Raw genomic sequence first — 13,384 nt, 5'->3', positions numbered from 1 at the left:
AAGATGTGATTACTTTTTTGGCGCATAAGCGCCTGTCGTTAGCCAGGTTGTCCAGGCTTTTTTAAATTCTGCATGGCTCATTGGCGGTAAGGTTCTCCCTTCTCCCGGATTCCAGCCTGCCAGCACGAGTCCGTCATCTGCATGTTCGAGCAGCTTTTTTAAATCCTTATTTCCGTTTTGCTTAGGATCTACGAGTTGCCTGGCGAGCTGATACGGAGATCTTCCCTGAAAAACCATTTTCATATTGGCCGGTGGTAAATGCCAGTCCGGGTTGCCCGGAGGGCTATTTTTGCCCGGTATATTGGCGGGCTGGTGGCAGTTTGAGCATTTCATTGCATAAACACCTTTTCCATCAGTACCCCGCTGAGGGTTCATGGTATGCAGATGGCTGTCATCTCCCTGTAGGGGAATATTCCCTGATGGGTGACAATTCATACATCGGGGGCTCATGAGTACACGATACACTTTCTCAAAGGCTTTTACTGATGCAACACTATCTTTAACCAAAATAAGGTTGGTTGCGGGCTCATAACGTGTTTTATCATCGTGTAATGCAAAAGCCATAAGGCTTACCAGTGAAAGAATAATTCCCATTGTATAAAACATTCGCATAAGGCCGGTATTACCTTTTAATAAGTTATTTAGTCTTATCATTTTGCGGCCCCTCCTTTTTTAGAAAGTGCGGCAGCCATGTGAATGGCCTTCCGGATTCTCGGATAAGTTCCGCAGCGGCAAATATTTCCTGACATGGCCAGATCAATGTCTTCATCTGTTGGATTTGGTTTTTCTCTCAGTAATACCGCTGCAGACATGATCTGACCCGAGTGGCAATAGCCACATTGTGGTACATTGGCCTCATTCCAGGCTAGCTGTAAAGGATGATCGTTGTTTTTGGATAATCCTTCGATGGTAAGAATCTTTTGGCCCTGGGCGCGCGAAACCTTGGTTACACAAGATCTTACCGCTTCCCCGTTAAGGTGCACAACACAAGCGCCGCATTGTGCAACGCCACAGCCAAATTTAGTTCCGGTTAGACCAACCAGATCGCGGATGGCCCATAACAGGGGCATATCGGGATCTGCATCGATCTCAAAATTTTGATCATTGACGTTTAATGAAATCATGAGAATAATTTATGTTTTGTTACGTTTCCAGGCCCAGTAACAACCTGTATTTTGGTTCTGCTGAACAGTAAAACGATTCGTTTAATTTCCGTTACCTAATTTACAAATAAATCGCTTAAGTGTTTGTCAAGTAGTGATTTTGGTACACAATCAGTAATTAAGGTAATTGGTGCTTTCAATTTTACTACATCGCATAACCATCTTATTTGAAATTATTGAGTTAAATGGTATTCAAATTTTATTTTGTAGTTTTAGTAATATATATATTGCTTATTAAGATGTCTTTTTTGATTAATATCCGGTATGATTTGGTTAATAAACAGTCGTTTTTGAGTTTAGTATTTGTTAATTTCGTTTATGTAATTTTTGTAAATTCCTGTAATAGAGGTAGTTTTTGTGTTTTTAGGATAGTGGATGAAGGTTTGTTTTAATGGCGAACTATTTTATTGAAGGCCACTGAGCGGTAGGTGATTTTTTTGTTTTTCGGCTTAACATCAGGGTAAAGGTTAAGCAAATAGGCTATTGAACTTAATCCATCTCTAACAATAAAACAAAACTAATGAAAACAAACAAAAAAAATTACCTTGGCTTATTTGCCGCTACCTTACTCTGTATTTCAGTTTTTAGCTGTAAAAAACTGGTCAGCGAAAACATCCCGGAAACTGATATGAAAAAATCAGATCAAATGCACGAATTCAATTTCGGCGGAAACAAAATCCTCATCAAAGAAGATAAAGGGACTTATTATCTCTCAGATGATATCATCCTAACCGAACAGCAGTTTAACCTTTTAAAAGCCAATAATAACGCAGCGATGTCTACTACGGCAAGGGCATTAATTATGAATTCGCTGGTAAAACGGTGGACAAATTCAATTGTATATTACAGCCTCAGCAGTCTCGGTGCAGATACCGCCTCTTCATTAAAAGCAATGCAGTACATTACAAGGGTATCGCCACTTACTTTTGTGCAACGCACTTCTCAGGCAAATTACATCAATTTCGTAAAATCTACCGGAAACAGTTCTTCTGTAGGGATGGTTGGCGGAGCGCAAAACCTTAATTTATACAATTATAATACGCCTGGTATTATTATCCACGAAATATTTCACGCTTTGGGCGTAATGCATGAGCAATGCAGAACCGATCAGAGCAGCAATGTGGTTATTCACCCCGAAAATATTCCTGATGATAAAGAATTTAATTTTAACCAGGTTTCGGTAAGCAGTTACAGCAATTATGGCACCTTCGATTTCGAATCCATTATGATGTACGAGCCTTATGCCTTTTCGAGTAATGGCCAGCCTACCATTACTAAGCTTGATGGCTCTACCTATCAAACCAGTTATCCGGCGGCCAATATGTCGCCAACTGATATTGCAGGAATTAACCAGCTCTATACGGGCTTTACTTATACCGGTCTAGCGGCAAATGCCAATTATGAAATTGCTTTAGCGCTCGATAATACCAAACTGTTAAATGTGCCCAATAGTGCTACGGCCGATGGTACACAGGTAATTATCTATACCGATGGAAATTCGAACAATGCCAGGTGGAATGTAACCAAAAATGCCGATGGGTATTATACCCTTGCGCCTTTACATGCACTGAGCAAAGCACTTACCGTGGTTGGTAATGCTGTTGCAAACGGAACAAAACTGGAAATAAGAACCAATACCGGTGCTACTTCGCAGCAGTTTAATATCACACCAGAAGCAGGTGGTTATTATATTATATCACCACGCAGCGTGCCTTCGAAAAATGTAGATGTTCCGGGCAGTAATACGGCTAACGGCACCTTACTTAATATTTGGAGTTACGGCGGTGCAAACAACCAGAAATTTAAGTTTAATACTTTTTAGAAATAATCTTCGTTTAAACCTGTTTCATATCATGCCCCTAAAAAGTTAAATGCTTTAAGGGGCATTTTTATTTCGCCGAAAGGATATTATGGCGATCATAAGCGGCTGATATAGAATGATAATAGATTCTAACTATTTCGTTATAGAATTAAATGATTGTGATTAGTTAACCTGATTTTCTAAATTTATATAATTCCTGATTAACAGGAATGTTTAGCTTGTTATTAACAAAACATTATCAATATGGAAAAAGAATCAAATGACATCAGCAAATGCCCGTTTCATAACGGTAGCATGAAGAGCAATGTAGGTGGCGGTGGTACCAGAAACAACGATTGGTGGCCAAAACAGTTAAAATTGAACATTTTGCGTCAACATTCCTCCTTATCTAACCCAATGGATGGGGAATTTAATTATGCCGAGGCTTTTAAAAGCCTCGATCTGGATGCGCTGAAAGCAGACCTTCATGCCCTGATGACCGATTCGCAAGATTGGTGGCCAGCAGATTTTGGTCATTATGGTGGTTTGTTTATCCGTATGGCCTGGCATAGCGCCGGTACTTACCGCGTTGGTGATGGCAGGGGTGGGGCAGGAGCAGGCTTACAACGTTTCGCTCCGTTAAACAGCTGGCCTGATAATGTAAGTCTCGATAAAGCCAGGCGTTTGCTTTGGCCAGTTAAACAAAAATATGGACGTAAAATTTCATGGGCAGATTTATTGATCCTGACTGGAAATATCGCATTAGAATCGATGGGTTTTAAAACCTTTGGGTATGCTGGCGGAAGAGAAGATGTGTGGGAAGCGGATGAATCGGTATATTGGGGTTCGGAAACCACCTGGTTGGGCGGCGACCTTCGTTACGCACATGGTTCTGACGGTGCAGGTAAGGCACATGGTGTAGTGGTTACTGATGATGATGCTGATGGAGATATTCATTCGCGGAATCTGGAAAAACCCCTTGCTGCAGTACAAATGGGTTTAATTTATGTAAATCCTGAAGGACCGGACGGAAACCCTGATCCGATTCTTGCCGCAAAAGATATTCGTGATACTTTTGGCCGCATGGCGATGGATGATGAAGAAACCGTTGCGCTTATTGCGGGTGGCCATACTTTTGGTAAAACGCACGGTGCTGCCTCAGCAGATCATGTAGGTAAAGAACCTGAAGCTGCGGGTATCGAAAGCCAGGGTTTGGGTTGGAATAACAGTTACGCTTCTGGTAAAGGTACAGATGCCATTACCAGCGGATTAGAGGTAACCTGGACCACCACACCAACACAATGGAGTAATAATTTCTTCGAAAACCTGTTCGCTTTTGAATGGGAATTAACAAAAAGTCCGGCCGGTGCGCACCAGTGGGTCGCTAAAAATGCAGATGCCATTATTCCTGATCCATTTGACTCATCGAAAAAGCACCTGCCAACCATGTTAACTACCGATCTTTCTTTAAGATTGGATCCGGCATACGAAAAAATATCAAGACGTTTCTTGGAAAATCCAGATCAGTTTGCTGATGCCTTTGCACGGGCCTGGTTTAAATTAACCCACCGCGATATGGGGCCAATAGCCCGTTATCTGGGGCCTGATGTTCCACAGGAAGAATTGCTTTGGCAAGATCCTGTTCCGGCGGTTAATCATGCATTAATTAACGATAGTGATATTTCTGCCTTAAAAGAAAAAGTGCTGTCGAGTGGTTTAAGTATTGCCGAACTGGTTTCTACTGCCTGGGCTTCTGCTTCAACTTTCCGTGGTTCTGATAAACGAGGCGGTGCCAATGGTGCACGTATCCGTTTGGTGCCACAAAAAGATTGGGAAGTAAACAATCCTGCTCAATTGCAAAAAGTATTAAATGTGTTAGAAAAAATCCAGCAGGAATTTAACGGTTTGCAAGCCGATGGTAAAAAGGTATCGCTGGCCGATTTAATCGTACTGGCCGGTGCTGCTGCGGTAGAAAAGGCTGCCGGACATTCAATTACTGTTCCTTTTACACCAGGCAGGGCAGATGCTTCGCAAGAACAGACTGATGTAGAATCGTTCAGTTATTTAGAACCAGTTGCTGATGGGTTCCGCAATTACCGTAAATCGAAATCGCCGGTTTCAACAGAAGAATTTTTGATCGACAGGGCACAGCTGCTTAATTTAACCGCTCCCGAATTAACCGTGTTAGTGGGTGGTTTACGTGCTTTGGATACCAATTTCGATGGTTCTAAAAATGGTGTTTTAACAGATAAACCTGGTCAGTTAACCAATGCTTTCTTTGCGAATTTATTGGATATGGAAACCCAGTGGAAAGCCATTGCCGATGATAAGGAGTTGTATATTGGTAGCAGCCGTTCAACCGGACAGCCAAAATGGACTGCCACCCGTGCGGATCTTGTGTTTGGTTCAAATTCTGAATTAAGGGCAATTGCTGAGGTATATGCAAGTTCGGATGCACAACAAAAATTTGTAAAAGATTTTGTAGCCGCATGGAATAAAGTCATGAATGCAGATCGCTTTGATGTGAAATAATTTTAGCATAAATACGCTCATTTGATCTAATCGAATGGGCGTAATTTCGACTGTGGTCGAAATGTTTAATATTATTTAGGAAAGTCCATATTGACAGGTCCAATAGTAAGGTCGTCATTGCGAGGAACGAAGCAATCTTAAAGTACGCTAAATGCGATCGTTGTAAGATTGTTTCGTAAGGCGAAAAAGCCTTCTCGTAATGACGATTTATTGCAGAATATCGCCATACTAGAATGTTTTTGTTATTTATATTGACGATATAGCCTCCTTTTTGTATGGATTCAATTAAAATCAATACCTAATATCGCTCATTCGAATAAATCCCAGCGAGGTTTCCGACGCACAAACCATATCAACTTATCAGGATATCCTCAACAAACGCGAAACGGAAATAGAAACCTTAAATTTTGCGGTAGCTAATCTGGGTAGGCTTTCGGTCCAAGAGTTACCCATTACATCAATGCCCGGTGAAATGACGAAGCTTAAATCAGCACTTTTTAGGGCAAAATCATAATTAGAGATTTTTGATAAATCTTGATCCTCGTCATAAAATTTATCTGATTTTTTGAACTAAAATTAAAAACGGTCTTAAAATATGCATGACATAACCATGACGTATGATCTGTTCTGATTTTAAGAACTGATTTTTGTTCAAATTTTTTAAGATATGTAAAAGTAATCATACTGTAATGTTAGCCATACAGCTAAGTAATCTCCCGATCACGAAATTATATTTTTGATTTTGTGGTAAAATGGTTAATATTGAGTAGATAAATCGTTTTATCCATAACCAAATATAATGAAGAGCCCAGGTGCATTTACTCCCTTTTGTGCGGTGTATAACTGTGTAGTTTACATTGATGTATGTTTATCCTTTTCTAAAAATGTAATCCCTGGTTACATTGCCGTGTATTGCCCAAAGCCTTCTGATTAAATTATTGATGATTTCAGTCAATTGTTCTCTTTTTGAATAATTGATAAAACGTTTTACCCGTAATGGGGTGAATTATAAACTATTAACCAATCATTAACTAAAGCTAAACTAAATGAAAATCAATCTACTCAAGATTTCAGGGCTTTCTGTGCTTTTTCTGCTCAACAGTCCTGCATTTTCAATGAATCCGGTTACTGCCAAATTAAGGCATTTTACCGGGCCTGATGCGCCTTTCTGGCTCATTCAGAACCGGAAAGTAATCTCCGGAACCGTATTGGATGAAAAAAACATGCCCATTCCAGGGGTCGGCATTAAAAACATTACATCAGGTAAAACGGCAGTAACAGACGAGGCTGGTAAATTCAGTATTGAGGCCAATACAAAAGATGTACTCCGTTTTTCTTACGTAGGCTACGAGAACAAAGATGTTACCGTAGGTGAACAAAGTAGCATCAGCGTTAAAATGGCACCTGCTGAGGCCAGTAAACTGGATGATGTAGTGGTAATCGGTTACGGTACCGTGAAAAAGAGCGACCTTACTGGTTCGGTAGGTGTGGTAAAAGCGAGCGAGCTGCAGGAACGCCCTGCACCATCGTTAAACCAGGCACTGGCCGGTCGTATTGCGGGTGTGCAGGTAAATACCAACTCGGGTAGGCCAGGCGGACAAACGAACATCAAAATCAGGGGTTTCAGTTCCATCAACACCAGTAATAACCCACTTTATGTGGTAGATGGGGTAGCTTTACCGGTAACTACCCAAACACAGAACAGCAATGCCATCGATTTTATCAATCCTAGCGATATTGCATCGGTAGAGATATTAAAAGATGCGTCTTCAACGGCAATCTATGGTGCCAGGGGTGCAAATGGTGTAATTTTGATTACCACTAAAAAAGGCTCAACAAATTCGCAGCGCGTTACCTACGATGCTGATTTTGGCATTAATACCCTGGCGGCACATCATGTTAAAATGCTCGATGCCAATGAATATGTAAAAGTTCAGGATCTGGCTTACGATAACATTAAGGTGTACGATCCGGTAGGCTGGGCAGCAGGAAATTATGCCTCTACACCAGTTCCTAAGGCAGCAAGGATTGCATTACCACAGTTTTTTGATAGTAGTGGAAATCCATTGTACAATACCGATTGGTTAAAAGAATCTACCCAGAACAAACTTTCGCAAAACCACCAGTTAGGGTTCACAGGTGGAAACGAGAACAATACTTATGGTATTTTTGTAGGTTACCGTGATGACGAAGGACTTTTGTTAAATTCTTATTTAAAACGTTATTCGGGTAGGTTTAATTTCGAAAGTAAAATTAAACCGTGGTTAAAAGTTGGCGGTAATTTAAGCTATAACAACCAGGATGAGAATATTGTAGATCAGGGAACTGGCGGACTAAACTCCGTACGGATGATCACTGAAGCATTTCCTTTCCTGCCGATCAAATTAGCAGATGGCAAATGGGGCGATAATAAATTAATCCCATGGGCTGAAGGAGGTTCTAATCCGGTACACATTTTAACTGATCAGCGGTACGGTATGATCACCCAAACTTCTTTAGGAAGCGTTTATTCTACCATTAGTTTCAGTAAAGACCTCGAATTCCGTACCCAATTAGGTGCCAATATTGTTAGCCGTAACATCAATGAGTATAACGCCAAACAATTATATGGTATTTCGGATGGGCAGAACGGAACCGCAAACGTAACCAACGATAGAGAAACTTTCTGGTCGTTGGAGAACTATTTAACCTATAACAAACGTTTTGCCGAATCTCATGCCATTAATGCTTTATTGGGTATTTCGTGGCAGGCTACCAATTTCTTCAGCAACACCAGTCATGCCGAAAATTTTGTGACCGATTTTTACGAAAACAACAATATGGGTTCGGGCAGTAAGTCCATTACCGTAGGTTCGAGCCGTAACAGATCTGCTTTCAACTCTTATTTTGGAAGGGTAAACTATACCTTCCAGGATAAATACCTGTTTACCGTTACCGGTAGGGTAGATGGATCGTCGAAATTTGGCGATAACCATAAATTTGCATTTTTCCCTTCAGCTGCATTTGCCTGGAAAGCATCTGACGAAGATTTTCTTAAAGGAAACAAAACCATTTCTAACTTAAAATTAAGAACCAGTTATGGTTTAAGTGGTAACTCTGAACTTCCAGCGTACCAATCATTAGCCACTCTGGCAAACAACTCGGCTATTATTAACGATAGCAAAGTAACTGGTATCGGTATCGGCAGGTTGGCCAATCCGGATCTGGTTTGGGAAAAAACCGCACAGTTTGATGCTGGTTTGGAACTGGGTTTATTTAACAACCGCATTAATTTAGAAGCCGATCTTTATTACAGAAAAACAACCGATATGTTACTGGATGCCCCGGTACCACGTACAAGTGGTTTCTCGGTAATCAGGAAAAACGTGGGTTCGATGCAGAACAAAGGTTTAGATTTGGGCATTAACACCGTTAACATTCAAACAGATGATTTTACGTGGAAAACAACCTTTAACATCTCCCTTAACCGAAACAAGGTGCTTTCTTTGGCCACACCGGATGATATTTTTGGGGTAGGTAACCCGAATTTCACCAACCAAACGGGTATCATCAGGGTGGGAGAACCGGTAGGTTCATTCTGGGGATTGGTACGTTTAGGTACCTGGAGCGAGGCTGAAAGGGCTGAGGCTGCAAAATATGTGAGTTATCGTGGTGGTAAAACACTTTTGCCAGGCGATATTAAATACCTGGATGTTAATGGAGATCATGCCATTACCGATGCCGACCGTCAGATTATTGGTAACGGAACACCAAAAGGATGGGGATCATTTTCCAACTCTTTCCGTTATAAAAATTTAGACCTGATCGTTGAACTTCAATATTCTTATGGCAACGATGTACTGAACATGACGCATCACTCGGGTGAAGACAGACAGGTACAAGCCAATAGTTTTGCAAGTGTATTGGATGCCTGGACACCTCAGAACCAAAATACGCCGATTGCGGCCATCAGGGATCAATCAGCAGGTTATGTTACTAACGTAGATACACACTGGCTGGAAGATGGTTCTTTTATCCGCGGTAAAAACCTTTTGCTTGGTTACACCTTTAACAAAACACTCGTAGAAAAATTACGTTTAAACAGGCTACGTGTTTATGCCTCTGTTCAGAATTTCTTCCTGGCCACCAAATATACCGGTAACGATCCGGAGGTAACCACTTATGGGAATGTATTTGCGCAGGGCCAAACCTTTTTCGATTATCCAAAACCTACAACTTTCATGGTGGGCTTAAACATCGGATTATAATATTAACTAAAGAAAGGATATTAAAATGAAAATAAATATAAAAAATATCGCTGCCCTGTTATTGCTTGGTGGTGCCGTGATCGGGAATTCGGGTTGTAAGAAATTTTTGGATGAAACCGATCCTACCAATCTTTCGCCTAATAGTTTTTATACCTTGCCAGAACATGCCGAAGCAGGTATTGCGGCCGTTTATTCAGAAATCAGGTTTATCGGTAATGGTGCCGGTATTTTCTCGAACAACTGGCAGATGCTGGATGCCCCAACAGGGATTCAAACGACTGAAACAGCGCAGAACTCGGATCTGAACAACTTATATTCGTTAATTTATGATGGATCAAACCTGCATGTTAACCAAAACTGGAACGGCTTCTATAAAGTAATTGCCCAAACTAATTTGGTATTGGATAAAGTTCCGGGTATTAATCCGATGGATGCTGCACAGAAAAAAAGAATTTTGGGCGAAGCCTCTTTCATCAGGGCATGGGCTTATTTTTACCTGGTGCGTTTATGGGGCGATGTGCCGTTAATCACCAAACCAATCAGCAGCCCGAACGATCCTAATTTTGCCCCTTCAAGAACACCACAAGAACAGGTTTACAAACAAATTGTCGACGACCTGGTTTTGGCAGAAGCAGCGGGATTGCCTTACATGGATGGAAGCGGACGTGTTTCTACCGCGGCCATTAAATCAGAACTGGCTAAAGTTTATTTAACTATGGCTGGTCAGCCGCTAAACAAAGGTGCTGCCTATTACAGGTTAGCCGCTGATAAAGCAAAAGAAGTGCTTGATTATGCTACTGCAAATACGGGTAGTTTGAGTTTATTTCCCACTTATGGCGCCATACACGATGCCAAAAACGATAACAAATTAGAGCACCTTTTCGGGATTCAGTACAATGATGCGGCCGGTGCTGGCAACCCTTTACAATCGTCTTACCTGCCATTACACCAGCCATTGGTATCTAAAATCGACGGGATTGGAACATCTCTTCCAACACAGAGTTTTTACGGCTCATATGAAGCTGGCGATTTAAGGGCAAAAAACAGGGATGGTTATTTCTTTACCGATTATTATACCGATGGATTTAAACTGCCTTTGATTAACCGTGGTAAACCTTATATTTTTAAACACTTTGATGTCATTGCAAACGGTACATTGGGTGTAGAAGGTACCAGCAGGAGTGATTTAAATATTCCGCAGATCCGTTTTGCCGAAACCCTGCTCATTTATGCCGAAGCACAGAACAGGGCCGATGGTACGCCAAATATAGCAGCATACACGGCAGTAAATGCGGTTAGAAGAAGGGCGTTGTTAGGTGACCTTTCCGGTTTAAGTCAGACCCAGTTCGAAGAAGCAGTATGGAGAGAGCGCTGGCATGAACTATGTTACGAGGGTATTACCTGGTTCGATATGGTACGCCTTCGTAAAGTGTATAATGAGGACACCAATGGTTTCGATAATTTTGTTGGCCACATTAATAAAAGTGTAAACCAAGCTTTGCAAACCAAACATTTATTGTTCCCGATTCCTACACCAGAAATTAAGAACAATCCTAACTTAACCCCAAATCCGGGTTATTAGTAAATATTTTTCATGGTTGGTATCAAACTGACCATAAATAAATTTTCGTTAAAAACGGGTGCCTGGTATATTCGGGTACCCGTTTTTGTTTATAAGATCGTCCTTTAGATCCGATAGCTATTGCATGGAGTGTAGTCTCGACGAAGTCGGGAGAAAAATCTTAATGGTCGGTGTCTCACCGACCATATAAAGTTTGCCTCATCCTCTGTTTTCTCTGTGATATTTTCTTTGTGGGCGCTGTGGTAAAATATTATCGGCAGCACTTTGTAGGTTTGAGATTCTTCGCTGCGCTCAGAATGACAGCTTATAAAAATCGGTCGTCATTCCCGCGCCTGCGGGAATCTTAATGCAACCTGCAAAGCTTACCACGGCATTTTCCTAATGTTCGGTGTCTCAACAACCATCAATAACCTATATTTTCCCCAACTTTCCATTAATAAAAGCAAGTTCATCATTGCTGATCTCAAAGTCCATCGCTTTTGCATTCGATATCGCCTGCTCTTTATTTCTGGCTCCTGCAAGCACAACAGTAATGCCTTCCTGCAAGGTTGTCCAGCGTAGTACCAATTGTGCAACACTTGCATTTTTTGCTGCGGCGACCGGTGTTATATTTTCCAAGAATGATTTTACTTTTTCAAGGTCAAACTGAGTGAAATAGCCGTTACGGTGATCATTGGCTTTTAGTTTTTCATTATTGAAATATTTACCGGATAAAAGTCCTCTTTCCATCGGACTATAAGCAATAATACCCATATTATTTTTTAAGCTGTAAGGAATCAGGTCTTTTTGAATCGCCCTGTTCAGCATGCTGAATGATACCTGGTTTGATGCCGGCTGATGTATTTTTGCTGCATTTTCTAAAAGTGTTACATCAGCATTAGAAAGCCCTGCGGCAAGAATTTTTCCATCTTTAATTAACTGTGTTACTGCTTCCATGCTTTCTTCGATAGGCGTGGTTGAATCAGGCCAGTGCTGTTGCAAAAGGTCGATATAATCGGTGCCTAAACGTTTAAGGCTATTTTCTACTTCTTTAATAATGGATGCTTTGCTGGAGTAACGATAAACCGGTACAGCTTTTCCATTGTTTTCCGCATCAAAAAAATGTTCGCCTTTCCCGTTATTGCTTCCGTCCCAAACCAGGCCGAATTTGGTGAGCAACTGTATTTTAGTTCTGTCGTAGCCCTTAATCGCTTCACCAATTATTTCTTCACTCAAACCAAAGCCATAAAAGGGTGCAGTATCAACGGTGGTGATCCCATGATCTATTGATGCTTTAACAGCTTCGATAGAATCTTTTTTCTCATTTCCACCCCACATGTTGCCGCCAATGGCAAAAGCCCCGTACGAAATGGCTGATAATTTGAGCGTTGTATTTCCTAATTTTCTATATTCCATGATTTATGTGTTTTTGTGAGGACAAAATTTCGTAAATATGTACTATTATCAAAATAAGTTAAATAGGATTGAGGTATTATAATAATGATAGGTTCTGTTTTCGAGGAAAGAAAAGATTCTTCGCTGCGCTCAGAATGACAGCGAATAATAAAGCACTAATGCTTTCGTGGCTACCCTTCGACTACGCTATCAATGACAGATGCTAAAGAATGGTCGTTATTCCCGCGCCTACGGGAATCTTAATGCAACCTGCAACCCCTGCTAAGGCATTACGATTGCCAGTTGAGCTGACAATGACGATTCTACGCACTGTCATTAAACCTCCAATGTATTTGCAAAATTCTACGCGCTACCATTGCAATTTTCCGTGTTTCTGTGCTTCCGTGGCAACAATTACAGAAAACGAATGTAGTATGCCTTATCTGTGTGAATCTGTATTGTTTGTGGTTAAAAATTTCAAGAGAAATATTTGGCTGCGCTCAGTTAAATGAAATATTTGTGGCTTAAATATCTAAACCCTGAAATTAATTACATCGTTGTAAATTCAAACTGACGCGGTTTTTGGCCTTATCCGGATTATAGTTTTTTATATCTCGCCTCACTCGTTTTTATATTAGATAAATAAGTCTAACCAAATATCCTATGTTTAATAATCAACCAATAT

8 protein-coding genes are annotated in these 13,384 nt (G+C 40.9%); 5 read left to right on the top strand and 3 right to left on the bottom strand.

From position 1 onward, the window contains the following. Nucleotides 1-9 precede the first annotated feature (9 nt). Together R2R28_RS13465 and R2R28_RS13460 are read right to left on the bottom strand one after the other, a co-directional pair. Nucleotides 10-654, bottom strand: a complete 645-nt coding sequence (locus tag R2R28_RS13465; protein ID WP_316826208.1) for a hypothetical protein — start codon at nucleotides 652-654, stop codon at nucleotides 10-12. Further along, a complete protein-coding gene (locus R2R28_RS13460; protein ID WP_316826207.1) occupies nucleotides 651-1,124 on the bottom strand; it encodes a (2Fe-2S)-binding protein in 474 nt (157 codons plus the stop codon). Before R2R28_RS13460 ends, R2R28_RS13465 begins: the two co-directional genes overlap by 4 nt. A 559-nt stretch (nucleotides 1,125-1,683) precedes the next feature. Between R2R28_RS13460 and R2R28_RS13455 the strand changes: the two genes are divergently transcribed. The 5 genes from R2R28_RS13455 to R2R28_RS13440 all read left to right on the top strand — a co-directional run bounded on the left by R2R28_RS13455 (nucleotide 1,684) and on the right by R2R28_RS13440 (nucleotide 11,325). Beyond that, complete coding sequence (locus tag R2R28_RS13455) at nucleotides 1,684-2,985, top strand: M12 family metallopeptidase (RefSeq protein ID WP_316826206.1); 1,302 nt, start codon at nucleotides 1,684-1,686, stop codon at nucleotides 2,983-2,985. A gap of 243 nt (nucleotides 2,986-3,228) precedes the next feature. Beyond that, entirely contained in the window at nucleotides 3,229-5,496 is a 2,268-nt protein-coding gene (katG, locus tag R2R28_RS13450) for a catalase/peroxidase HPI (protein WP_316826205.1), read from the top strand. 301 nt (nucleotides 5,497-5,797) lie between these two features. Then, complete coding sequence (locus R2R28_RS29165; protein WP_410479176.1) at nucleotides 5,798-6,010, top strand: ketopantoate reductase C-terminal domain-containing protein; 213 nt, start codon at nucleotides 5,798-5,800, stop codon at nucleotides 6,008-6,010. A 532-nt stretch (nucleotides 6,011-6,542) separates the two neighbouring features. Further along, on the top strand, nucleotides 6,543-9,743 hold the full coding sequence (locus R2R28_RS13445; protein ID WP_316826204.1) for a TonB-dependent receptor: 3,201 nt from the start codon (nucleotides 6,543-6,545) through the stop codon (nucleotides 9,741-9,743). A 25-nt stretch (nucleotides 9,744-9,768) separates the two neighbouring features. Beyond that, nucleotides 9,769-11,325: a RagB/SusD family nutrient uptake outer membrane protein gene (locus R2R28_RS13440; protein ID WP_316826203.1), complete on the top strand. Its 1,557-nt coding sequence runs from the start codon at nucleotides 9,769-9,771 to the stop codon at nucleotides 11,323-11,325. Nucleotides 11,326-11,736: 411 nt separating this feature from the next. Here R2R28_RS13440 and R2R28_RS13435 read toward each other — a convergent pair whose 3' ends face one another. Next, nucleotides 11,737-12,720, bottom strand: coding sequence for an aldo/keto reductase (locus R2R28_RS13435; RefSeq protein WP_316826202.1), 984 nt, complete (start codon nucleotides 12,718-12,720; stop codon nucleotides 11,737-11,739). Between the last annotated feature and the right edge of the window lie 664 nt (nucleotides 12,721-13,384).

It is taken from the genome of Pedobacter miscanthi (genome assembly GCF_032678605.1).
GTDB lineage: Bacteria > Bacteroidota > Bacteroidia > Sphingobacteriales > Sphingobacteriaceae > Pedobacter > Pedobacter miscanthi_A.
This window is presented reverse-complemented; position numbering and strand designations above follow the sequence as displayed.

What these genes read in the sequence shown, in the direction of transcription:
- R2R28_RS13460 (WP_316826207.1), bottom strand. Translation starts at nt 1,124, where the DNA reads ATGATTTCATTAAACGTCAATGATCAAAATTTTGAGATCGATGCAGAT.
- R2R28_RS13445 (WP_316826204.1), top strand. Translation starts at nt 6,543, where the DNA reads ATGAAAATCAATCTACTCAAGATTTCAGGGCTTTCTGTGCTTTTTCTG.
- R2R28_RS13435 (WP_316826202.1), bottom strand. Translation starts at nt 12,720, where the DNA reads ATGGAATATAGAAAATTAGGAAATACAACGCTCAAATTATCAGCCATT.
- R2R28_RS13465 (WP_316826208.1), bottom strand. Translation starts at nt 654, where the DNA reads ATGATAAGACTAAATAACTTATTAAAAGGTAATACCGGCCTTATGCGA.
- katG (WP_316826205.1), top strand. Translation starts at nt 3,229, where the DNA reads ATGGAAAAAGAATCAAATGACATCAGCAAATGCCCGTTTCATAACGGT.
- R2R28_RS13455 (WP_316826206.1), top strand. Translation starts at nt 1,684, where the DNA reads ATGAAAACAAACAAAAAAAATTACCTTGGCTTATTTGCCGCTACCTTA.
- R2R28_RS13440 (WP_316826203.1), top strand. Translation starts at nt 9,769, where the DNA reads ATGAAAATAAATATAAAAAATATCGCTGCCCTGTTATTGCTTGGTGGT.